This is a genomic window from Streptomyces sp. NPDC056128 (assembly GCF_042263835.1).
GTDB lineage: Bacteria > Actinomycetota > Actinomycetes > Streptomycetales > Streptomycetaceae > Streptomyces.
Genome location: NZ_JBHJVQ010000049.1, coordinates 18,427 through 39,481 on the forward strand (window position 1 = coordinate 18,427; position 21,055 = coordinate 39,481).

24 protein-coding genes are annotated in these 21,055 nt (G+C 69.3%); 7 read left to right on the top strand and 17 right to left on the bottom strand.

The window, feature by feature from the left end; all coding sequences use genetic code 11:
• Nucleotides 1-166: 166 nt before the first annotated feature.
• The 17 genes from ACFC1X_RS39270 to ACFC1X_RS39350 form a co-directional block, all read right to left on the bottom strand.
• Entirely contained in the window at nucleotides 167-616 is a 450-nt protein-coding gene (locus tag ACFC1X_RS39270; protein WP_376364063.1) for an RRQRL motif-containing zinc-binding protein, read from the bottom strand.
• Between the two features lie 194 nt (nucleotides 617-810).
• Entirely contained in the window at nucleotides 811-1,029 is a 219-nt protein-coding gene (locus ACFC1X_RS39275; RefSeq protein WP_376364065.1) for a hypothetical protein, read from the bottom strand.
• Between the two features lie 191 nt (nucleotides 1,030-1,220).
• Complete coding sequence (locus ACFC1X_RS39280; RefSeq protein WP_376364068.1) at nucleotides 1,221-3,374, bottom strand: hypothetical protein; 2,154 nt, start codon at nucleotides 3,372-3,374, stop codon at nucleotides 1,221-1,223.
• Entirely contained in the window at nucleotides 3,371-4,447 is a 1,077-nt protein-coding gene (locus ACFC1X_RS39285) for a hypothetical protein (protein WP_376364071.1), read from the bottom strand. Before ACFC1X_RS39285 ends, ACFC1X_RS39280 begins: the two co-directional genes overlap by 4 nt.
• An 89-nt stretch (nucleotides 4,448-4,536) precedes the next feature.
• Complete coding sequence (locus tag ACFC1X_RS39290) at nucleotides 4,537-5,835, bottom strand: hypothetical protein (RefSeq protein ID WP_376364074.1); 1,299 nt, start codon at nucleotides 5,833-5,835, stop codon at nucleotides 4,537-4,539.
• A 4-nt stretch (nucleotides 5,836-5,839) separates the two neighbouring features.
• Nucleotides 5,840-6,112 carry a hypothetical protein gene (locus tag ACFC1X_RS39295; RefSeq protein WP_376364077.1) on the bottom strand — a complete coding sequence of 91 codons (273 nt, stop codon included), beginning with the start codon at nucleotides 6,110-6,112 and terminating at the stop codon, nucleotides 5,840-5,842.
• 1 nt (nucleotide 6,113) lies between these two features.
• The gene (locus ACFC1X_RS39300; protein WP_376364080.1) at nucleotides 6,114-7,118 is read right to left on the bottom strand and encodes an NlpC/P60 family protein; all 1,005 of its coding nucleotides are present in this window, start codon (nucleotides 7,116-7,118) and stop codon (nucleotides 6,114-6,116) included.
• Nucleotides 7,119-7,242: 124 nt separating this feature from the next.
• Complete coding sequence (locus tag ACFC1X_RS39305; protein WP_376364083.1) at nucleotides 7,243-8,802, bottom strand: hypothetical protein; 1,560 nt, start codon at nucleotides 8,800-8,802, stop codon at nucleotides 7,243-7,245.
• A gap of 263 nt (nucleotides 8,803-9,065) precedes the next feature.
• On the bottom strand, nucleotides 9,066-10,229 hold the full coding sequence (locus ACFC1X_RS39310; RefSeq protein ID WP_376364085.1) for a hypothetical protein: 1,164 nt from the start codon (nucleotides 10,227-10,229) through the stop codon (nucleotides 9,066-9,068).
• Nucleotides 10,230-10,268: 39 nt separating this feature from the next.
• On the bottom strand, nucleotides 10,269-11,003 hold the full coding sequence (locus tag ACFC1X_RS39315; RefSeq protein WP_376364088.1) for a hypothetical protein: 735 nt from the start codon (nucleotides 11,001-11,003) through the stop codon (nucleotides 10,269-10,271).
• A 252-nt stretch (nucleotides 11,004-11,255) separates the two neighbouring features.
• On the bottom strand, nucleotides 11,256-11,501 hold the full coding sequence (locus ACFC1X_RS39320; protein WP_376364091.1) for a hypothetical protein: 246 nt from the start codon (nucleotides 11,499-11,501) through the stop codon (nucleotides 11,256-11,258).
• A gap of 115 nt (nucleotides 11,502-11,616) precedes the next feature.
• Nucleotides 11,617-11,862, bottom strand: coding sequence for a hypothetical protein (locus ACFC1X_RS39325; RefSeq protein WP_376364094.1), 246 nt, complete (start codon nucleotides 11,860-11,862; stop codon nucleotides 11,617-11,619).
• A 139-nt stretch (nucleotides 11,863-12,001) separates the two neighbouring features.
• Nucleotides 12,002-12,184 (bottom strand): hypothetical protein, encoded by a 183-nt coding sequence (locus tag ACFC1X_RS39330; protein WP_376364097.1) that lies wholly within the window; start codon nucleotides 12,182-12,184, stop codon nucleotides 12,002-12,004.
• On the bottom strand, nucleotides 12,177-12,374 hold the full coding sequence (locus ACFC1X_RS39335; protein ID WP_376364100.1) for a hypothetical protein: 198 nt from the start codon (nucleotides 12,372-12,374) through the stop codon (nucleotides 12,177-12,179). Before ACFC1X_RS39335 ends, ACFC1X_RS39330 begins: the two co-directional genes overlap by 8 nt.
• Complete coding sequence (locus ACFC1X_RS39340; RefSeq protein ID WP_376364103.1) at nucleotides 12,374-12,847, bottom strand: hypothetical protein; 474 nt, start codon at nucleotides 12,845-12,847, stop codon at nucleotides 12,374-12,376. Before ACFC1X_RS39340 ends, ACFC1X_RS39335 begins: the two co-directional genes overlap by 1 nt.
• A gap of 143 nt (nucleotides 12,848-12,990) precedes the next feature.
• Nucleotides 12,991-13,266 (bottom strand): hypothetical protein, encoded by a 276-nt coding sequence (locus ACFC1X_RS39345; RefSeq protein ID WP_376364105.1) that lies wholly within the window; start codon nucleotides 13,264-13,266, stop codon nucleotides 12,991-12,993.
• A 151-nt stretch (nucleotides 13,267-13,417) separates the two neighbouring features.
• Nucleotides 13,418-14,203, bottom strand: a complete 786-nt coding sequence (locus ACFC1X_RS39350) for a hypothetical protein (RefSeq protein WP_376364108.1) — start codon at nucleotides 14,201-14,203, stop codon at nucleotides 13,418-13,420.
• Between the two features lie 366 nt (nucleotides 14,204-14,569).
• Between ACFC1X_RS39350 and ACFC1X_RS39355 the strand changes: the two genes are divergently transcribed.
• From ACFC1X_RS39355 to ACFC1X_RS39385, 7 genes are all read left to right on the top strand, one after another.
• Entirely contained in the window at nucleotides 14,570-14,914 is a 345-nt protein-coding gene (locus tag ACFC1X_RS39355) for a GntR family transcriptional regulator (protein WP_376364111.1), read from the top strand.
• 134 nt (nucleotides 14,915-15,048) lie between these two features.
• Nucleotides 15,049-16,497 (top strand): helix-turn-helix domain-containing protein, encoded by a 1,449-nt coding sequence (locus ACFC1X_RS39360; RefSeq protein WP_376364114.1) that lies wholly within the window; start codon nucleotides 15,049-15,051, stop codon nucleotides 16,495-16,497.
• An 18-nt stretch (nucleotides 16,498-16,515) separates the two neighbouring features.
• Complete coding sequence (locus ACFC1X_RS39365) at nucleotides 16,516-17,202, top strand: RibD family protein (RefSeq protein WP_376364117.1); 687 nt, start codon at nucleotides 16,516-16,518, stop codon at nucleotides 17,200-17,202.
• Between the two features lie 85 nt (nucleotides 17,203-17,287).
• The gene (locus tag ACFC1X_RS39370; RefSeq protein ID WP_376364119.1) at nucleotides 17,288-17,563 is read left to right on the top strand and encodes a helix-turn-helix domain-containing protein; all 276 of its coding nucleotides are present in this window, start codon (nucleotides 17,288-17,290) and stop codon (nucleotides 17,561-17,563) included.
• Between the two features lie 381 nt (nucleotides 17,564-17,944).
• Nucleotides 17,945-18,916 (top strand): helix-turn-helix domain-containing protein, encoded by a 972-nt coding sequence (locus tag ACFC1X_RS39375; RefSeq protein WP_376364122.1) that lies wholly within the window; start codon nucleotides 17,945-17,947, stop codon nucleotides 18,914-18,916.
• Nucleotides 18,913-20,265: an AAA family ATPase gene (locus tag ACFC1X_RS39380; protein ID WP_376364125.1), complete on the top strand. Its 1,353-nt coding sequence runs from the start codon at nucleotides 18,913-18,915 to the stop codon at nucleotides 20,263-20,265. Before ACFC1X_RS39375 ends, ACFC1X_RS39380 begins: the two co-directional genes overlap by 4 nt.
• A 71-nt stretch (nucleotides 20,266-20,336) precedes the next feature.
• Complete coding sequence (locus tag ACFC1X_RS39385; RefSeq protein WP_376364127.1) at nucleotides 20,337-20,612, top strand: hypothetical protein; 276 nt, start codon at nucleotides 20,337-20,339, stop codon at nucleotides 20,610-20,612.
• Nucleotides 20,613-21,055: the final 443 nt, after the last annotated feature.

Genomic DNA, 21,055 nt, shown 5'->3' on the forward strand with positions numbered 1-21,055 from the left:
CTCGGGCTGTCCAGGCTCTGGTGAGGGCGCGCCGGTGCTGTGACATGGGGCGGGGCATACTCATGGGCGCTGCGAGCGCGGGAGGACCGCGCCCGCAGCGGGCCCGGGGTGGCCGCGTAAGGACGCCGATGCTGCCGTCGCCCCGGGCCACAAACCGTTCCTCGGCTCAGGCGGCGAGATCGTGCGGCGGCGAGGGTGCCGGCAGGTACGTGGCCGGGTCGGCCGGGGTGCCGTCGTAGCACTCAAGACAGCAGCCCAAGGTGCGCAACGGCAGGCAGTGGTGGTAGCGGCGGCGGCACGTCGGGCACGTGGTGCGAGCAGCCATGGCGGCGTCCAGGGCGGCTTCCATGGCGAGGGTCATGGGGCGTACCGGCTGTGCGAGGTCGACGCGGTAGAGGTAGGCGGGCCGGGTGCAGGTGCGGGCCGGGCGGGTGGCGCAGGCCTTGCAGCGCAGAATCGCGGCCGGGTCCTGGCCGGCGGGGCGCAGGCCGGCCGCGCGCAGCTGGCGGCGCGTGGCGAGCCGGTCGGTGGGCACGGTGCCCCACTCGTACTCGGGTAACCCCTGCGGGAAGCGTGGGCGCGCCGGTCGACATTCACGGCGGGCGCGGGTGGTCACCGCGGCCTCCAGGGCGGGGGCAGGCGGCGCGGGCGCTGCGGGTAGCGGGGTCCGGGCACCGTAGGGCGGGGACGGCCGATACGGCGGCGCGGGCGGGGAATGAGCACGGACGGTACCTCCATGGCGTCGGTGCACAGCGCTGCGCCCCGTCGGCCACGGATCGGCCGGCGGGGCGCGGGGCTGTGCGGGGGCGGTCAGGCGGTGGAGCCGGGAGCCGACGGCGTGCGGGCGGGCGCGGTCGGGGCGGGAGTGCTGTGGCCCGGGCGGGGGTGCTGAGGCTGCTGGTCGGTTCCGGGGTAGTGGCTGCCGATCATGTATCCGATCAGCAGCCCGCAGATGCCCCAGAACTTGTGCCGGTTCGCCTGCCACCAGGTCGGCGGGGTCGGCTCCCTCAGCACTCCTATGACTGCCACAGGTTCTCCAATCGGTGAGGGACAGAGAGTTGGTGGTGCGTGAGGCCGGGCGGCCTGCCCAGCCCTCGCGCGCCGCATGAGAGCGGCGCGGCGGCGAGGACCAGGCGGAGCGTCCGGAGAACGCGTCACGCCGTAACGCACTGATGCCCCGTACCTGAGTACGGGGCATCAGTTGCGAGCGGCGGGGCGAGTCAGGCCAGCCGGGAGTAGTACTGCTTGAGCTGCTTCCCGGTCTCGGTGTCGATGGCGGTCCGGTCCGGTCGAAACTCGATCGTCCGCCCCGGGGCCCGGGTGCCCTCCTTCCACTCAGGGCCGCCCACGGCAACCGTCATCCGGACTGCGTCGTACCAGTCCTTGATGGGCACCTTCACCTCCAGACGGATCGGCGCGGGAATCTCACCGTCCTTGAGCGGGGCCGTCTCCTCTTGCGCCTTCTGGTCGCCGGAGTCGATCCGGACGAACTTCGGCTTCTCTTCCCAGTCGACCCAGACAGACAGAACTACAGACCGGCCGTCCCTGCTCCACTTCGCCAGAGTTTCGGTCTCGACTCCGTCAATGTCGAGATTCACAGCTGACACGCCCTTGTATGCCGCGGCCTTGTCCTGGCGGGCCTGCTTCTCCTGGTCGTCCGCTGCGTTCTGCCACACCACGCTGCCGGTGATGGCCAAGGCTGCGATGGCAGCGACGTAAGGCCAGGCACGCCGACGTGCCTTCACCGGCGGTTCGTCCTCAACCGGCCTGATTGGGGTGGCCGGTTCGGGGCCGCGGTGCCACTGCGGTGACGTGCCATCGCCCTCGGTCTGCTCGAACCACTCGACGTCTTTCCCCATGCGGGTGACGGTAGCGCGCAGTTGTATGGCCTGGTCCGGGCTTCCGCACAGTTCGGCCACGCGGGCCCGGGTCGACAGCCAGGAGATGGCCTGGTCGGAGTTGATGCCGTGGGCGTGGATGTCCTCGCGCTCGCCGAGGGCGGCGAGGTCGGCGGCCTCGTTGCAGCGGCCGGCCATCGCGGCCTGGAGGACGTCCTGGTGGCGGGTGTCGATGACGTTGGGAGGCATCTCCCAGTCCCAGGCGCCGTCATCGGCAGCGCTGTCCCGCTCAAGGCCCGGAAGTACGCCGGCGTCCACCTCATCGCTGTCGGCAGCGGGCAGAGCGGTGTCCTGCTCGACAGCCAGGGCCTGCTGCGCCATGCGGCGCCGGGATGAGGTGTCGGTGAGAGCAGCTTCGTCCTCGCTGATGACCGTCTGGACGATGTCGACGTAGCCGGGTCCGACCTTCCACACAGCCTGGCCCGGGTCGAGGCTGGGAATGCGGGCGATGGCCCAGGCGGGCAGGTTGAGCAGCGTGCCGACCAGGGCGGCTTCCTCGGGTCCCAGGCGCCCGACGTGGGCGACCTCGCACAGGCGCGCCAGGTCCTGCGCCGGTCCGGTTCCGAGGTCGGACAGCGTGTGCATGACGACGTCCAAGGACATCGCGGCCTTGCGGGAGTTCTTCAGCATGCGCTGGATCAGTTCGCTGGTGGCCGGCGACAGCAGGATCTGCCACGCCTCCTCCAGGACCAGGTGCCGGTGGGGGGCGGTCGACTGGGGGAGCCATACGTGCTCGACCCAGCACGCCACGGCCGCCATCAGCGACGGAATCGCCGGGCTGTTGCGGTCCAGCCGGGAGAAGTCGAACGCGAGGATCGGCAGATCGGTCTCCGGGAGACTGGCGCTCTCGCCGTCGAACAACCCGCGCAGGCTGCCTTCGGTGTAGCGGGACAGAGCGATGGCGGCGCCCTCGCCCCACTCGGTCAGCTTCGCGGCCGGCCAGCGTCCGTCTTCCGGCTCCACCAGGGCGTCCACCAAGCCGTTGAGGTTCACGGCCTTGGGGTGGTTGAGCGCGTGCTGGAGGGCATGGGTGGCCTGATGGGTGAGAGCGCCGGGCTCCACGGCGGCGATCAGCGAGCGGACCAGCTGCTCGCGGACCTCGGGCGGGAACATGTCGCTGACGGGGTTGAGCGTGAAGGAGCCGGCCTCGATGACCTGTCCGCCGAGGGCGCGGGTGAGCGGCGCCCACTCGCCGGAGTTGTCCTCGCCGAAGCTGTCGATGACGACGTACTGGTGGCCGCGCTCGAGGATCTCGCGGCGGGCGCGGACCTTGGCCGTCGTGGACTTGCCGGAGCCGAGACCGCCCAGGGCGAGACTGTTGGTCGACGGGAGGACGGCGGCGTCGGCCAGGACGGGGGAGAGGTGGAAGGGCCGACCGTCCAGCAGCGACCGGCCGATCGGGATGCCGGGGAACTGATTGCTGGAGGCGACCAGCGGCGCGGTGATCGCGGCGTGGCTGGAGGGCAGGCGGATCACAGGATTGCCCCTTTCCGGGTGGAGGCTCCGTGCGGGGTGGTCATCACGTGGGCGCGGTGCTGCTGGCCGGTGAGCCAGTCGAGACTCAGGCGGTGCCGGTCGGCCAGGAGAGAGGCCTGCCAGCGGGCATCGGTGACGGCCTCGGGGCTGTCCCCCCACACCGTCAGGTAGGCGTCGATGTCCACGAGCGTGGCGCCCTGGACGAGTGCGCCGTGCGTGCTGCTGCTGGCCAGGTCGTGGGTGTCCTGCTTGACCTTGTCCGTGGTGAAGGCCTCGGACGCGGCGCGCTGCCACTTGGCGGAGCGGCGGGACTGACCGGTCGGCAGCGGCCGGTACAGGACGGACAGCGACCGCTCGGTGGCGCCCTTGCCCAGCAGCAGCTTCGGCATCAGGTCGCCGCCGGTCTCGTGGGGCCAGGCGGTGATCCGTGCCGTACTGGCGTGCCGTCCGCCGTCCAGTCCGACCCACCCCGGGCCGCGCGCGGTCACGGCGGGCAGCGGTTCCGGCTCCACCGGTGTGAGCGTGCCGAGGCCGGCGAGTTCGTGGGCCAGGGTGTCGATGACACGGGCGGGCTGGCCGACCAGGCCCTTCGGCACGTGCACGGAGATGGTCTGTGTGTGGTCGGTGTACTCGCCGACGGTGGTGTGGTGCGTGACGTGTACCTGGATGCCCGCGCCGCGGGCCTGGTCGCCGGCGAATGCCAGGGCCCGGGAGAACGCGTCGTGCCAGGCGGCGTGTTGCTGCGGGTCCTGCACGGTGCCGTGCTCCGGGTACAGCGTCCACGTGATGGTCGCTCCCGCGTGGCCGGCCATGGTGGCCGGGGCGGTGTGCTCGCGCAGGCGCCGGTAGCCGACAGCCGCCCACCGGGCGATCGAGCGCGGCCCGGGCGCGAGGTTGAGCAGTGCGGCGGTGGCGCCGACCGCGCCGAACGTCCAGATGGGGGGCGGGGTGAGCATCGCCGACATCAGGACGGCGCCCCCGACACCGGCGTTGGCTTTCGTCAGCAGAGTCTCGACAGGGCTCAGACCGCGCTGCAGAGCGGGCACACGGTAACCGGGCGTCAGGGAGTACACGGCACTTCCTCCTCAAGAGGGGTGGGACCGGGCCCGGCGCTCACCCGCATTCCGCAGGGCGGGGGGCGAGCGCCGGGGCCGGGCTGGGGTTACGGATTGGTCGACGGCGGCGCCGACGGGGGAGCAGGCGCCGGCCGGGCCGCCGCGGGAGCAGGAGCCGGTCGCGGGACAGGTGCTGCCGACCCGCCGGTGGAAGCCGGACCCGCCGGTCCGCCCCTCGCCGGCCGATCCCCCTGCGCCTGCCGGCGTGCCTGGCGCAGCTGCTGGGTGCGGGCCGCGTCCCGCGTGATCTTGTCGCTGGCCGACGCGGTGGTGAGCCGGCCGGGACGGTCGGGCTGCTTGACGCCGTAGGCGGCGAACAGCACACCCCTGTCCTGCGACATGGCCCGGCGCGGGGTGTCCACCGTGCGCGGACCGCGCGGTGTCGTCTCCTGTTCGTAGACGTCCGGCGCACCGGCCCGCACGACCGCCCGCGCCAGCGGGCTCTCGGTCCTGCGCTCCACCAGCGTCCGGGCTGCGCCGGCCACCCGGGGCCCGAAGTACGGCACCCCGTGGAAGATCATGCGCAGCATCAGGACGTCGGCGGCGACCAGCAGGACGGCGTCCATGACGAGCGCGCCCTGGGTCAGCTTCACGAACGGGCTGACCAGTAGCAGCGCCATCGGGGCGAACATCAGGCCCAGCAGCCGCTGTGCCCATGCCTTGACCGCTGATGTGTCACCCCCGCGGGCCAGCGACGCCAGCACCAGGGGTGCCATGCAGACGAACATCAGGATGCCGAGGTTGCGCGTCATGAACACCAGCGCCGCGAAGGCGAGTGCCACCACGAGCGCAGCGAGGATCAGCAGGACCGACAACGGGTTGTTGGCGTCCGCTGCGCTGTCCATGTCTTTGGAAATTGCACCAAACAGGGTGGACTCGTTGCTGCTGAACATGGTGGTGAAGGCCGCGCTGACGGCCTTGTTGAGCAGCATCACGGCGCCGGGGACCGAGGCCATGCCGGCGACGGCGGCCAGGGTCCATCCGGTCGACGCCCCGAGCTGCTTCATGCGGGGTGCGCCCTGCCATGCGGTCAGGGCGCACACGACGACGACGCAGATGAAGATGGCGATGGCCAGGTGCTGGCCCAGCCAGAGGAACTGCTGGTACACCCAGCTGTCGGCCTTCTCCGGTGCCCACGTGCTGTCCGGCGCGACCAGCCCCTGAAGCTTCTTGATCAGGCTGTCGGCGAGGTCTTGGACATTGGTGACGGCTCCGTCGGTGAGGCTGTCCCCGCCGGCGGGCGGCCCCCCGTCAGGGGGGCCGCCACCGTCGTTGTCCCTCGCGCAGTAGTCGTACCCGGGCGTGCCCTTGAGGGCGTCGCACGGGTCCTTGGCGGGGAAGGACATGTGATCAGCCCTTGGCCTCGGTGACGGTGCTGAACAGCGTGTCCCCGTAGAGGGCGAGGACGACGGCGACGAACAGGGTGCCGATCGCCATGCCGCCCTTGCGCAGGGCGCCCTTGGGGTCGCCGGACAGCTGGAGGAGCATGCGCAGCGCAATGATGGCGATCACAGCCGCGATGCCCTTGGTGACCAGGCCGCCGCCGGTGAGGCCGATGGTGTCGAAGAAGTCCTTGAAGCCCTTGGACATGTCGACGGGCGCGGCGAGGAAAAGGTTTCGCATTTCAGATCTCCTTGTTGGTGTGCGTGGTGGGGCGAGCGACGGCGAACAGGTCGGACATGGTGTCCAGGGGTGAATAGCGGACCTCGGTTCCGGGGCGGGGAGCGTCGATCATCCAGCCGCTGCCGACGTAAATGCCGACGTGGTGAATGCTCGTGGCGCTCTTTCCGTAGAAGACGAGATCTCCGGGCTTTACCTGTCCGGGTTTGATGGGCTGGGATGCCGCGTACTGTGCGGCGGCCGTGCGGGGCAGGGTGATGCCTGATTTCGCGTAGGCGTAGAGCGTGAGCCCCGAGCAGTCAAAACCAGTGGTGTCCGATCCGGTGCTGCCATTGGGAGAGCAGCAGATACCGCGACTGGGGCCCTTCGCATTCCCGCCGCCCCACGAGTAGGGGGTGCCGAGCATTCCCTGTGCCGCTTTGATGGCGGTAGTGGCCTGGTCGGCGGTGGCGGTTTTCCCTCCGCCTCCGCCCTGGTTGGCGAGGGCGTTGATGGAGCGGACGTAGTTCTGTGTTTCCCGGTACGGGGGGACGCCGCCGTATTTCTGGACGGCGCCGCTTCCCGCGTTGTAGGCGGCCAGCATGTTGTTCTGCCGGTTACCGGGGACGCCCTTGACGTCCTCGGCAATCGTGCAGAGGTATTTCGCGGATGACGGGATCGCGTCTTCGGGGTCCCATACGTCCCGCTTGCCATCGCCGTTACCGTCGATTCCGTGTGTTTCCCACGTGGACGGCATGAACTGCGCGATGCCCTGCGCACCAACAGGTGAGCTGGCTTTCGGATTGAAGCCGGATTCCTGGGTGAGTAGGGCGGCGAGCAGGTTCGGGCTGACTTCGGGGCAGGTTTTTCCCGCGTCCTCGATCAGGGTTTTGTACTCGGTGGGCACGGCCATGCTGAGCGCCGCGCCCACCGGGTTGTCGCCGGCGGTCTGCACGAGCGCGGCCACGATCACGGCCGCGGTAGCACCTATGCCCGCTACGGCGGTTGTAGTGGCTCTCAAGAGCGTCATCCCTCCCTTCGATGGCTTCGGGTGTTTTCGCAGGTCAGTGCTCGCACAGGCGCTCGCTCAGTGCTCGCACAGGGTCCGCACACCGCCCCTGTGTGAGCGAGTGGTGTGCGAGCGCTGAGCGAGGTCATGTGCGAGCGATCAGGGCGAGCAGGTCGGCCTTGCGGCGGCCCTTGCGGCGGGCGCCGGTAGGGCCTGCCTGCACCACGTCCGGCGCTGCTCCGAAACCTTTGACGATCACGTCGCGGACGGCTACGCCCATCGGCTGCGCACCGTCTGGGATTTCGTATCCACAGCCGCGCAGCGCTTGCGCGAGTTCTTCCGTGGTCAGAAATTCGGCGTTTCCGTACGCAGCCAGGACGGCCTTGGCGTGTTCGTTCGGTTCCAGCGCGTCCAGGCGGGCTTTGACAGCCTGCTGGATCATGTCGTCGTTGATGAACAGGCCTCGCATTTCGCGGACTCCACGAGGGTCCTTGATGATGAACGTCCCCCGGGCCGAGGCGGGAAGGAGTTCCGCGTTCACGCCTTCCGGGACGGTCCCCAGGATCATCTTCGACGCCGATTGCGACATGACCTTGAACGCGACTGACACGGTCAGGTTGTTCTTGATGACCGTGGAAATGACATCGTCACGCGGATGCTGCGTGGCGCACGCGACGAGAATCCGTGCCGAACGCACCTGGGATGCCGTGATTTTCAGGGCGTTTTCGAATTCCCGCCCCTCTGCGGGGTCCTCCTTGAAGGTGAGGATTTCGTCGATGATGACGAGCATCGGTTCCGGACGGATTCCGTCTCGTTTCGACCGGCCGCGCCGTTCCGCGACTTTCCGCACATATTCCAAGGCGCCCATCACGCCTTTATGCGTCAGGGAATTGTCGTAGTAGTCGCAGGCCTGCTGGAAGTCGGCAAAGTCGCCGTCGGGCTTGCCGTCGACAATGACCAGGCGACCCCCCGTCACCAGGAACAGGTAGGCCAGGAACTTCAGGAACGAGGTCTTGCCGCCCTCGGTTTCCCCGGCGACGAGGAAATGCTTGCCGATGGGGGACGGCATCGTGAGGATGTTGCCCCACAGGTCGTAGCCGAGGGGAATGTCCGCGTCCAGGTCCAGGGCGGTCAGGTCGGGCAGCGCCGGAATGTGGGTGTACGGGGTGCCGATCAGCACCCGCACATTCCGGATCGACCCTTCGACCTGCGCGAAGTTGACCTCTTCCTGAGTCACGTCCAGTTCTGAGGCGATCGCCTTTCGGAGCCGGGTGACAGCTTCGGTGGCATGCGGCGCAGCGACGCGGACCATATGCCCCTCACCCGTGGGGTGCGGGATGCTCTCCACGGACTCCACGGGCACCTCCAGGCGCTGGAGGAGTTGCCCCATGGGCGTGGAAAGGGCCGCGTTCGCTGCGCCCTCCTGGGCGCCTCGCGCGGGCGCCGTCAGGCTCTGCTGCTGCAGAGCGGCGGCGGGTTGCGCCTGCTGGCCCGTCAGGAGCCGCTGGAGGCCGCTGCGCAGGCGCCAGGCGCCGTACCCGAGGCCGACCAGAACGCCGACGACGAGCAGGACGGTGACCGGCCAGGACAGGCCGAGCTTGTCCTTGATGGCGGCGAGGATGCCGAAGACGATGGCGAGGCCGCCGATGGCGCCCGCGGCCTGCCCCCACGCGTCCTCGTTGACCTGCTGTTTCTTTCTTCCCACACCCCTGCCCTTTCATAGTGATCATGAATGGGTGCGCGAGCATAACCGCGCATCCGTTCGATTGCCTGGGGTTTCTGTCCAGTGCTCGCCGGGTCTGCTCCCTGGGTCTGCGAACGCAAGATCCGCTCGCCTGGTCACTCGCCGGGTCTGCGCTGGTCGACTGCGCTTTTGGCTTCCGGCAGTCGCAGCAAGGGCCAGCCCGCCGTACGGGCTGGCCCTCACTGGTGGTGCCGGACAAAACGGGGCGGACGCCCTCTAGTTGGTCAGGCGTCGGTATCCTCGGATTCGTCGTCGGTCTCGGAGTCGTCGGTGTTCGCCGGCGGCTGCGCCGGGGCGGGGTGCTCCTCCTTCGACATGAGCGCGCCCCACGAGCGGCGCACCCGCTTCTCGCTGCCGACGAAGCCGTCCTCGCGGAAGGTGGCGACGGCCTGGCGGTAGGACAGCGGCGGCTCGTCGCGGTAGCGCAGGTGGCGCAGGACGACGTCCATCTGTCCGTCGGTGAGCTGTTCGCCGGGCTCGGGGGTGGGCACGCCCGTCACGGTCGCGAGCTGTTCAAGCGTGACGCGGTCACGGTCGGCGTCACGGCCGGTGTGACGGGTGCCGTCGCCGTTGCCCACGCCGTTGCCCACGCCGTTGCCCTGGCCTGCGTGACTGCCGCTGTCGTCGGCGCCGGTCGCGTCACGGCCGGGGCCGGGCAGAGCCGGAACCGTGGGCAGATCCGGCACGGTCGGCGTCCACGTGCCGAGTTCGGGCAGCGGGATGGCGGCGACGGAGGCGGGCAGGGCCTTGTCCGTGACCGTGGTCTGGGTGGTCTGCGCCTGCCTGTGCAGGGCCTCGGTCATGTCCTGCTGCATCTTCAGGTGCGCCTTGCGGTAGCGGGTCTCCGCCTTGGACACCCGCTTCTCCAGGCTGGTCGCGGTGTGCAGCAGCTCGATGCGGTGCGCGGCCTCGGCCTCCATCTTCTCCAGGTGGTCGGCGACCTCCTGGCGCTTGGAGTCGAGGTGCTTGCGGGTCTGGTCCGATGCGCGGCGTCCGAGCGAGGGGAGCGCGATCCACCAGGCCGTTTTGGTCGCGACGATGGCCACCGGCGTCAGCACGATGGCCAGGTCGAATCCGCCGGGGCCGGACAGGATCAGGTCGGCGGTGGGGATGGCGGCGTTCACGACGGTGAGCGCCAGGCCGGCCACCTGCACCCGCACGCGGCGGCCGCGGTTGTTGCCCGCCAGAATCTCGGTGGCCTGGAACACCACCCAGAGAGCGTCCAGGGCGCCGACGACCGGCACCGCCCAGCCTCCGAAGCGGGGTTCGAGGATCTGGTAGCTGACGGCCACCGACAGGATCGCCACTCCGAGAGTGACCAGTCCCAGGACGGACAGCACCGTCCCGCGGGGAGACGGCGTCCAGCTCTTGATGGTGTTCGTGTTCACGCTGTTCCTTTCTGATCAGTGCGGGCGGGGGGGACGGGGTCAGGCGGTCAGGCCGGCCAGACGGCCCACCCTGGCCAGGTGCGCGTCCTGATCCTTGATGAGGCTGGCCACCTGGTCCGCGAGGCCGCCGTGGAAGACGCCGCCGAAGCCGTCGCCGACGTGCCAGTCCTTGGCCTCGGGGAAGCCCGCCCTCGTGAGCGCCTGGACACGGCCCACGTCGGCGTAGAGGTGCGTGTCGTGGACGCGGGCGATGTCGACGGCGCGCTCGTCGAACGCGATGGCCGCGGCCGTCGCCTGGTCCTGCGCGTCGACCAGACGGGAGACGGCCGCCGGCCACTCCTGGCCCGCGGCCGGGGTGCGCAGGTAGGTGTAGGCGCGCTCCAAGTCCTTCGCCGCGCGCGCGTACACCGTCCAGCGGTACGGGGCGTCCTTGACGACCTCGCGCAGGTCGGCGACGTACACCGCTTCCTTCCACTCCTCGCGCGCCGCCTCGTAGAGGTTCGACATGACCGCGCCGGCCTTCTCCCGCAGCAGGTGCTCGGCCTCGTCGTCCGACTCGCTGACGTGCGTCAGCTTCGGGTCGTTGTAGAAGGAGCGGGGCGTGCACGGCTCCGGCTCGCGGCCCGTGAACGGGACGAAGACGAAGTGCAGCCCCCAGCCGAGCGCGTTGGGCTCGATCTTGCGCAGGTAGGGCGGGAAGTGCGGCGTGAGCCGCTCCATGATCTCGCGCATTTCCTCGGGCGCGATTTGGAAGGTGTGACCGAGAGCGGACATGGCAGGTGCTCCTTGGCGAGTCGAGGGGGTACGCGGACGCGGCACAGCGGGACCGCCCTTGGCGGCCGGCTGCTTGCGCGTCAGCCCCGAGTCGTCCAGGGGCGCGCGTAACGGGATGGTGCGGGTGGACACAGGGAACCTCCCTGGCAGGCGGGCGGAGCGCGGCTGAACGGCTCCCCTGGACCGCACCCGGAACCGACCACCGCACGGAGTGCGGGTTGCGGGGCTGGGGCCGGGCGGGTCAGGCAGGCGTCAGACGGCGGGGGCGGGCCGGTGATCGGTGGGCAGGCCGCGGGCGACGAGGGCGGCGGCCAGGTAGTCCGCGGCTTCCTCGTCGTCGATACGCATCTCGTGCCGGGCGAATGCCAGGCAGGCGACTTGTGCGGGAGTGACGCGCTGGACGTCCTGCGAGGTCGTGACCATCGCGTCCTGGAGGACGCGGTAGGCCACCCTCATCAGACGAAGGTGGCGCTTGCGGGCGCGCATGGTGCTGAACATCTGAATTCCTCCCAACGCGTGCCGGGCTGTCCGGCTCCCCTGGACCGCGCCCGGCCCCGCCGCCGCGTAGTGCGGGATGGGCCGGGCGGGTCAGGCAACCGGCAGACGGCGCGGGTCAGTCGAAGCGGAAGCCCTCCGGGATCTCCCCGGCGCGCAGCATCGCCGCCATCTCGCGGTACTCCGTAACGTGACTCCGGGCGGCCTGTGCGGCGCGGGCCGCGCAGGCGCGGGTGTGGTCGCTGTTGTTCGGGTCGGCGGCGGCGCGCTCGCCGTCGACGGCGGCGGCCTCGGAGCGTGCGGCGGCCTTGTTCTCCAGGTAGTCCGCCTCGCGGTTCATGCGGGCACGGGTGATGCGGGCCATGGGTGAACTCCGTTCAGGCTGAGGGGCGTAGAGCGCTGTCCGGCTCCCCTCGCCGCGCCCGTGCCAGCTCACCGGGGGCGGCTGTGACGGGCGTGGGAGGCAACCGACAGAGGTGGCGGTGTCGGCTGAGCGGGGTGGCTCAGCGGGGCTCGCGCTGGCTGCGCTGGCGCGCGAGGTAGGCGTCCTGCCGCTGCTCGAACGCGGTCCACCGGTGCTGTCCTTCGGGACAGCGGTGGACGAACGAGCACTGGGTGCAGGTGGCGCGGTGGTCCTGGTAGGCGGTCACGGCGTCGAGGTAGCGCTGGTAAAGGGCGTCAGGCACGCGGGATCCGTTCGGTGTGCCGGGGCGGGTGGAGATCGACGACGCGGTGTCCCGCCTCCCACGCTGCTGTCGCGGCCACCGCGGCGGCGGCTAGCAGCAGGCGGGTCAGGGGGTGGCCGGCGCCGATGCGGGAGGCGGCCCGGGCCGCGCGGTGCTGCGCGGCCCGGGCCGCCGGTATGAGGTGCGGCATCAAAGCCCGAGGTCCTGGCAGGCGCTGCACGTCCACGCCGTGGGCGTCCCGCCGGCACCCGGTGCGGCGCCGAACACGCCGCCGCACACGTCGCACTGCATGCCGCCCCCGGCCGTAGCCGGGGCGGGCGCGGGGGCGACGGAGGCGGGCGGGCAGTCCGCGCCCGTGCAGCTCCACCGGCCGCACAGCGGGCAGGCGTCATCGGCCATCACCGGCCGGAACAGGGTCAGGACCGGCTGGCGCTCGTAGCCGGGCATCCGCTCCTGCATGTCCTGAAGCGTGCGCGGCGCCCGGCGGCCGACCGGGATCCGGTCGTCGTTCTCGCGGACCATCCGCGCCAGGAGGTCACCGAGCTGCCGGTGCGCGGCCGTGGCGCAAGGGCCGGCGTGCCGGTTGCCCCACTGGCCGCACGCGTCCTCGGAGTTGGCCGCTGTCGTGCGGGCGGCCGGGCGTGTCATGATCACTGTGGTCATAGGGATCTCCCAATCCTGTTGACCGGACAGCCCCGGAGCTCTCACCTTCCGGGGCTGTCGCCGTGAGACTGGCCGGACGGCCAGCCACGGCCCGCCTCCCGCCGTCCGTAGAGGCGGGCGGGAAGGGGACCGTGGCGGGCCGTTCAGGCAGCCGGGGCGTAGGCGGTCCGGGCGGGCCGGACCAGGTAGTCCGACGTCGTCCACACCGAACCGACCGCGTAGGGCTGGCCGTCGGCGCGGAGCGTGTCCCGGATGATCAGGGCCCACCGAGCGGCCCGGCGCAGCAGCTGCGTGGCCTGGACCGGATCGGTGATGAGCGCCAGGACCTCGAAGCGCCCATCGGTGTTGGTGTAGATGGCGCCCGGCAGGCGGGGGCCGATCTCGTCCTGGACGCTCGGGCGGGATGCGATGCTGTGCATGCGGGTCGTCCTCTCCTGACAGGGGTGACCAGCGACGAGAACCCCCAGGGCGGCATCCCTGGGGGTTCGTCGCATCGGAACAGTGCGTCCTGCGCACTCCGCCGGCCACCAGCCCGGCCGGGGCGGTGTACGACGGGCAGCGCAGGCTGCGTCAGGCGGTGATGCGGATGGTGTCCGTCGGCACGTGCGGACCGCTGTAGTCGGAGACCGTGTCCGCCGGCCGCGTCCGGCACGTGTTGTTGGCGTCCTCGACCGCCGTACCGGACCGCTTGGCCAGCACCGCCGTGGCACCGGTGTCATCGTGCTGCTTGGCCCACTCGGTCGCCGAGCGCCGTCCAGCGGCGCCCGCCCGGTGCCGGGTGATCAGCGCGTCGACGCGGGCTTCCTTCCGGTGCACGCTGTCGCGCTTGTCCTGGCCCCGGCTGAGCACGTCGTACTGCGCGGCGAGCCGGAAACCGGTGACACAGCGGCGCGTTTCACCGCAGTGCCCGGGCGCGCCGCGCTCCCGGCATTCCTTGAGGTGCTTGCTGTAGGCGGCGAGCACGTCGGCCGCGTGCGGCAGCGCCCGGGCCATCTTGGTAACCGGCGTGGCCGGGGCCTGGATGGGCTTGTGGTGCTGGCGGGCGGAGCGGCGGCTGGCCGCCGTGCTGTCGGCGGCGAGCAGCGCCTGGCCCCACGCCTCGGGCGTGAGGTCGAGGGTGATGCGCTGCGCGCTGCCGGGGCAACGGCGGCGACGAGCAGGCTCGTCACCGTAGTAGCGGCGCTCGCCCGTCTCCAGGGCGTCGCCGCCGCGGTGCGGGCTGATCATCGAGCGCGTGAGGCGCCGCCAGGACTCGCAGTCGGGGCAGACCGCGAGCGGCGTCTCCCCCTCGCGGAGGCTGAGGTGTTCGGGCCGCATGCTGCTGGCCTTGATCGGGGCACGTCCGTTATGACGCATCTTGTCTCCCTTGCTGCTGCGTTCTCCGCCGGCCAGGAAGCCGGAACACGACCTGCTCCTGGCCCGCGGGCAGCGCAACGGCTGCGGGTGGCGCAACTGGCTGTGCTCCGGGGACCTCGTGTTTCGTCACCACGGCCGCGCATGTAAGCGACGGTCAGCCAGACGTATGCAATTGGTGGGATCGGACTCCGGATCCCTCATCCGGCTTCGCCGTAGGCGATTCCAGGTGGAGGAGCCGGGCTTCCAAGGCCTGTAACCCTGTCGGCTCACATAACTTAGCTGATACAGTACTGGGGATGTCAAGCACTTAGTTGATGAAGCTGCGAAAGCTATCTATGTCGAGGGGGTCCGCCTACGATGACGCTCATGAGTCATGAGGCCACGCAGCCCTACCAGCGAATCGTCCAGGACGTGCGCGACAAGATCCGGTCCGGACAGTTCACTGCAGGGCACAAGCTGCCCAGCACCCGGGAGCTTGCAGATACGTACGCTGTCGCGCCAGGCACTGTCCAACGGGCCTTGACCGAGTTGCGCACTAGCGGCCTCATCTACTCCCATCAAGGGTTGGGGTCGTTCGTCACCGACACCGCCGGCATGACCGTTGACGACAACACAGCAGATTCGACGGCCCGCATCCTCAAGGCGCTTCAGGAGCAGGTCCAGGACTTGGTTGCGCGCATCGAGCGCATCGAAAAGAGACGTGCCGACTGACGCTTGTTCTCGCGCATTCCGCATATCCGTCCCGTTCCGTCGGCTGCAACTTCGTTAGCAAAGTTGTAGACCCGAACGCAGAGCGAGTGCTAGATCATCTGTGTATCCGGCGGCCGGATACACCGAGTGGAGACATGGAGGGGCACCAAGTGGGACAGCGGTCAAAGACCCTGACGCCCGATCAGTCACCCGCGCACCGCTTCGGATACACGCTCCGGGAGTTCCGGGAGGCCCGGCGACACTCCCTCCGTAGCTTGGCCCAGCGAGCCTTCATGTCGCACTCCAAGCTGCAGAAATGGGAAGAAGGGGTAAGGCCCCCACGGGACCGAACGGAGGTCGAGTTCATCGACTCGCTCCTCAACGCCGGCGGCGTCTTGGTCCACCTGTGGGAGCGCATCGGTTCAGACGAGCCCGCACGCGACCGTGTATCCGTTTCCGCCCCTCATGTATCCGATGCGTCGCTCGCGCTGGCCAGCGGTGCCTCTGACGAGGCAGCGTCTGATCATGAGGGGATCTTTGTCCCCGCTCGTCTACGGGATGGATCGGTGATTTTCGTGTCGCTCGATCGACGCACGATGTTGCGTGGTGGGGTGGGGGTCGGGGCTGCCGCGGCGCTCGGCACGGGTACCCCAGCGACAGCTGCCTCGGCCGCCGCGCATGGACTTAAGCCGCCCGCACGCTCCGCGGCCGCATACAGCGGCACTCCCATCGAGCACCTCAAAATTGCGCGCCGGGTGCTGATCGACAACGACAACGTACTTGGCCCTCGATATGCCATCGCAGCGGTGCGTGACCACATCGACGCCATTAAGGACTTGCGTCGCGAGGCAAAGGGTGTCGATCGCCAATCCTTGATGGAGTTGCAGACCCAGTACGCAGAGTTCGCCTCCTGGCTCTACCAAGACCTTGGCGACTTCGACAGCGCTGAATTCTGGCTCGACCGCGCATTCCAGTGGAGCCACACAGTCGGTGACGGGGACCTGACCTCATACGTCATGGCTCGCAAAGCACAGCTTGCCGGAGAAAAACGCGACCTGGTTGACGTCGTTGACCTCGCCGAAGCAGCACAGCGTATGGCTCGACCGCGAAGCCGTCTCGCGGCAGTGGCCCGCACCTATGAGTCCTACGGCCACGCGCTCCGAGGCGAGTCCACCGACAGCGAGCGCGCAATCGACGACGTTCGCAACGCTCTCGACCGCGTCTCCAGCGACACCACTCCGTGGGGCGTGTGGCTTAACGAGCAGTACATCGACGTGCACCGCGCGCAAGGCCTGGAAGTCCTTGGGCAGCACGCCGAAGCAGCCGAAGTCTTCACGGACGCCATCACCTCCCTACCGGAGGGCTACCACCGGGACCGCGGCGTCTACATGGCTCGCGCCGCGGTTGCCCATGCCGGCGCAGGCTCACCGGAACAGGCTGCGGCTGTGGGCCTCCAAGCGCTCACCGTTGCCAACGACACCGGATCCGGCCGGATCATGCGGGAACTTGTACGCCTCGACAAGGCATTGATCCCTTGGCAGCGCCAGCCCGAGGTAGCCGATTTCCGCGAGAACTTTGACACCGCCCTCGTCCACGAGGCCTAACGAAACGGATCACTGACGATGTCTCGCCCCTACGTCATCCTCTCTGCCGCAATGTCTGTCGACGGCTATCTGGACGACACCAGCCCTGACCGGCTTCGCCTGTCGAACGAACCTGACTTTGACCGCGTCGACCAGGTCCGAGCGGAGTCCGACGCCATCCTGATCGGTGCCAACACGATGCGTCGGGATAACCCTCGCCTGCTGGTGAACAGTGATGAACGGCGCGCAGAGCGCATTTCCGATGGCAAACCTGAGTACCCGCTCAAGGTCACAGTCACAGCAACCGGTGACCTTTCTCCTGACCTGAAGTTCTGGCACCACGGCGGCCAGAAGCTGGTGATCACCGTGGATAGCGCCGTGGAGAAGATGCGTGCTGCCTTGGGCGACCTGGCCGACGTCGTGAGCGTCGGACCTGATCTCGATTGGGGTATGGCACTCGACGAGTTGGGCCGCCGTGGGGTTGAGCGGCTAATGGTGGAGGGCGGAGGAACCATCCACACGCAGCTCATGGCACAAGACCTGGCTGACGAAGTGCACCTGGCCATCGCCCCATTGCTCGTTGGACAGCCGGAGGCCGCCCGCTTCCTGGGCGCTGCGGTGTACCCGGGTGGTTCAACCGCCAGGATGAAGGTGCTGGAGGTCAGGGCAATCGGAGACGTCGTATTCGTTCGGTACGCCCCGAAAGAGCGGTCCGGCAAGAACTGAACTGGTGACACGCCGTTAAGCAACCACAGGCAACTGTCAACTTTTTTGTATAGTTTTCCGACGTAGCGTGATGGAGGCGTGACTGATGTCCGATCTGATGCAGGCGGTAGACGCGCTGGTTGAACGCACGCTCCCGCTGCCTCCTCCTGGAGTGCGCGCGAGCCTGCGCAAGGCGGATGACCTGACACAAGAGGACGTCGCCCGCGCCCTCGGTGTCACGCGCGTGGCCTTCAACAGGTGGGAGGTCGGTGCCGCCAAACCGCGCCCGCGGCACCTGGCGGCCTACGCACACCTCCTTAAGAGGCTGGCCGCCAAACACCCCGATGCAGCCTGCGGCTACGACTTCACGAAGGTGAGCTGACCTGTGTTCCGCACCGTTCGCCCCCCGTAATGCGAAGCGGCCCCTGTCGCCACAACAGGAGCCGCTTCCAAGCCCGACTCTCGCCCTACCAAAGCACTGAGTCGTGAGCAGCGAGGTGACCTCGTCTGCCGGGTGATGCCCGTGGGCCCTTGGGCCCGCGTGGTCACCTATACCCAGAGTATGCGCGAGAGATTGCGCAACGCCACTACTCCGGGTTCTTTGCTTGGTCACACCTGCTGGTCACGGCTCCCCGAACTGGGGAGATGACCCCTTGTACAGCCAGCAACACCCGTCCAGCAGCACCGTTCCCGTGGACATGCCGGGGCTCCCGACAACGGTGCACGAGCCCACGGCGCCCGGCTACCCCGCGGGGGTGGCTCGGTGAGCTACCAGGCGCAGACGTGGGTGGACAAGACCGGTATCCACCAGTGCAAGAACGGTGGGGAGCTCCTGGTGCTGATCCGGGTGGCGAACCACACGAACGGCGAGATGCGGGGCTGCTACGCATCGGCGGAGACCCTCGCGGGCGAGTGCCTGATGGGCGAGTCGACGGTGCTCAAGCACCTGCGACGGCTGAAGGCCGGCGGCGTCCTGGTGCCGGGTGACCCGGAGCTGGTGAGTCATCTGCGGGCGGACCGCCGCCCGCCGGTGTACGACCTCGCGGGCGGGCACGAGGCGGGGTGCCCGGGCAAGCACAGCAGCGACCTCACGTGCGAGACCGTCACCACGGGTGCTCGATTCGAGCACCCGCACAAGCCTGCCCGCGCCACGGGTGCTCGATCTGAGCACCCGTCGAAAAAGCCCAGGTCAGCGGGTGCTCGATCTGAGCACCCGTCGGAAGAGACACCCGTCACGGGTGTTCAAATCGATCTCTCACGGGTGTTCAAATCGAGCACCAATAGTTGTAAGGAATTGAACTCTCTCTTCTCTCTCCCCGCTGGCGCGTTCGGCTCCCGGCAGTCACAGCCGTCCCAGGAGCGAGAGAGAGAGGCGGCTGCGCCGGAGGGTGCGGTGCCTGAGCCTCGGAGCGAGCAGCCGACGCCGGGGGCGCGGGTCGCACGGCGCTGGGCTGCGGAGCGGCGGGCACGCGGTGTGTTCACGTCGCCGGACCGTGTGGCGTCGTTGGCGCAGGAGGCAGACGCCCTCCTGGCGCAAGGCCAGCCGGCGGAGCGCCTGGAGCGCGAGGTGTCGGTGATGGCGGACCATCCGACGTGGGTGTCGCTGGTTCGTCACATGGAGTCCGTCCGGCCCGCCATGGCTACGGTCGGCGGCCCCGGAGCCCGACCGTCCGGCCCTGGTGAGGGCCTGTCGGCGGCGGCGCGGGCCATCCTGGCGCAGGGGTCGGGTCTGTGACCGGCGTGGACGAGCAGCGCGCGGCGGAGCTGCGGGAGGCCGCGGACGCGGTGCTGGGCACTCTGCTGCACGCGGAGGCCAAGGACCTGGCGCCGGATCTGATCAGCGCGCTGAAGCCGGAGCAGTTCCCCGAGCCCCGGCAGGGCGAGCTGTGGGACGTGCTGTGCTCGATGTGGGCAGCGGCCCGCCCGTGCGACCCGATCACGGTGACGCGGGAGCTGCGTGAGCGCGGGGACCTGGAGCGGCTGGCCGGCGCGGCCGGGGCGGCGTGGCTGCACCAGCTGCACGACGCGGTGCCGACGGTGGCAAACTGCCTGGCCTACGCCGAGGTGCTGCGCGAGGAGGCGCAGTGGAAGGCACTGGCCCTGGCCGGCGCCCGGACGATGACGGCGGTGCAGCGACGGGAGGGCACCGCGGTCGCGACGGCGGAGGCCTCCGTGGAGGCGTTCCGCTCGGTCCGCGACCAGCAGCACGCCCGCCAGGACGACCTCCCGGTCGACTTGGTCGACTTCCTCGAAGAGACCGACGACGAGCCGGACTGGGTGATCCCCGGAGTCCTGGCGCGCTGGGACCGGCTGATGATCACGGCAGGCGAGGGCGGCGGCAAGAGCCTGATGCTGCGCCAGATCCTGATGCGGGCCGCCGCCGGGCTCCACCCCTGGAAGAAGGCCCGGATCACTCCGGTGCGGGTGCTGCACATCGACGCGGAGAACGCCGCCGACCAGGCCCGCCCGTGGCTGCGCCGGATGGCCCAGGCCGCCGCCGGCGAAGGCGCGCCCGTCGACCGCGACCGGTTCATGCTGCGGATGATCCCCGAGGGCCTGGACGTCACCCAGGCCGCCGACCGGGCCTGGCTGGCCCGCATGGTCGAGCACGCCCGCCCGGACCTGATCAGCATCGGCTCGCTGTACAAACTCACCACCAGCGGCGACAGCGACGAGAAGGCCGCCCGCCCGATCATGTCCGCCCTGGAGATGATGCGCACCGTCTCCGGCGGCGCCGCGATGCTCCTGGAGGCCCACGCCCCGCACGCCACGATGGGCAAGCGCGACCTGCGCCCCATCGGCAGCTCCCTGTGGCTGCGCTGGCCGGAATACGGCTTCGGCCTGGCCCCCGCCAAGGGCGAGGGCGCCGAGGAACTGAGGCTGATGGACTGGGTGCCCTGGCGCGGCCCGCGCTCCGAACGGAACTGGCCCGAACAGTTCTGCCAGGGCGCCGCCTGGCCCTGGCAGGCCATCCAGCACGCCGGCAACGCCCCCATCCCCGGCCCCACCCTCACGGAGGAGCAAGCGGTCAAGGCAGGTCTGATCCCGGACCAGACGTTCTGGGACGACCAGCAGACCGACTAGCACCCACCAGCAACGGCCCTGTACGCCGCTGTGCGGCACGATCAGGGTCACGCCGGGAAACTCCCCCCGGCGTGACCCTGATCGCCCGCCAGCAGGCCGCACAGCCGATCATGAGGATCAAGACGGCCCTAGATATTGCGCGCATGCTAGAAATCATCAGCCGCACAGAAAGCCATTTGAACGAAGCCCGGGAAGGCTATTTCCTAACAGGCGAAGAAAAGGCATTCACTGATTTGTCGGCCCTGGCGGCACTTCCGCCAAAGTCGGAGCACACGCTATTCCTCTGCGCCTGGAAATCGCAGACCCGCCGGAATTGCCGATCCGTTAAGGTGTTTTTCATGGACTAAATCCGGGGGCTCAGCAGAGGTAGGACTCGGCTCGTGAACCTACCTGATGCATCATTCGATGCGGAGGGCTGGATGTATCAAGCGTCAGTTTCGGCTCACACTCGCCTGCTGGATAGGCTGAGGCGTGCTAAGGTCGAATGCTGATGGGTGGAGTTGAGGGGGGTCCGTTGCTGGCAGGGGAGGGGCAAGGGCGTTCGCGTGCAAGTTTCTTACGACACGTCAGATGCCAAACTCCGGGCATCTTGGCCCCTTCACTGGCGTCGCGCCGGCCTCCGGGGCTGGTGTCGACCCCTTCGTGATCCTACCTGGCAGCAGACTTGATGCACCCTCACCCCTCCTACTGCTGCCGGTTTGTGACCGGGAGGGCGGGAGCGCAAGCGGACGGCCCGTTCACGATGACATTCGGAAGGTTTCGCATTGGAGCGTAAGCGGAAATGCTATTC

Bases quoted from the DNA above. Each gene is read 5' to 3' on its own strand.
- ACFC1X_RS39290 (WP_376364074.1), bottom strand. From the start codon at position 5,835: ATGTCCTTCCCCGCCAAGGACCCGTGCGACGCCCTCAAGGGCACGCCC.
- ACFC1X_RS39295 (WP_376364077.1), bottom strand. From the start codon at position 6,112: ATGCGAAACCTTTTCCTCGCCGCGCCCGTCGACATGTCCAAGGGCTTC.
- ACFC1X_RS39300 (WP_376364080.1), bottom strand. From the start codon at position 7,118: ATGACGCTCTTGAGAGCCACTACAACCGCCGTAGCGGGCATAGGTGCT.
- ACFC1X_RS39315 (WP_376364088.1), bottom strand. From the start codon at position 11,003: ATGTCCGCTCTCGGTCACACCTTCCAAATCGCGCCCGAGGAAATGCGC.
- ACFC1X_RS39320 (WP_376364091.1), bottom strand. From the start codon at position 11,501: ATGTTCAGCACCATGCGCGCCCGCAAGCGCCACCTTCGTCTGATGAGG.
- ACFC1X_RS39325 (WP_376364094.1), bottom strand. From the start codon at position 11,862: ATGGCCCGCATCACCCGTGCCCGCATGAACCGCGAGGCGGACTACCTG.
- ACFC1X_RS39335 (WP_376364100.1), bottom strand. From the start codon at position 12,374: ATGCCGCACCTCATACCGGCGGCCCGGGCCGCGCAGCACCGCGCGGCC.
- ACFC1X_RS39340 (WP_376364103.1), bottom strand. From the start codon at position 12,847: ATGACCACAGTGATCATGACACGCCCGGCCGCCCGCACGACAGCGGCC.
- ACFC1X_RS39345 (WP_376364105.1), bottom strand. From the start codon at position 13,266: ATGCACAGCATCGCATCCCGCCCGAGCGTCCAGGACGAGATCGGCCCC.
- ACFC1X_RS39350 (WP_376364108.1), bottom strand. From the start codon at position 14,203: ATGCGTCATAACGGACGTGCCCCGATCAAGGCCAGCAGCATGCGGCCC.
- ACFC1X_RS39355 (WP_376364111.1), top strand. From the start codon at position 14,570: ATGAGTCATGAGGCCACGCAGCCCTACCAGCGAATCGTCCAGGACGTG.
- ACFC1X_RS39360 (WP_376364114.1), top strand. From the start codon at position 15,049: ATGGAGGGGCACCAAGTGGGACAGCGGTCAAAGACCCTGACGCCCGAT.
- ACFC1X_RS39365 (WP_376364117.1), top strand. From the start codon at position 16,516: ATGTCTCGCCCCTACGTCATCCTCTCTGCCGCAATGTCTGTCGACGGC.
- ACFC1X_RS39370 (WP_376364119.1), top strand. From the start codon at position 17,288: ATGTCCGATCTGATGCAGGCGGTAGACGCGCTGGTTGAACGCACGCTC.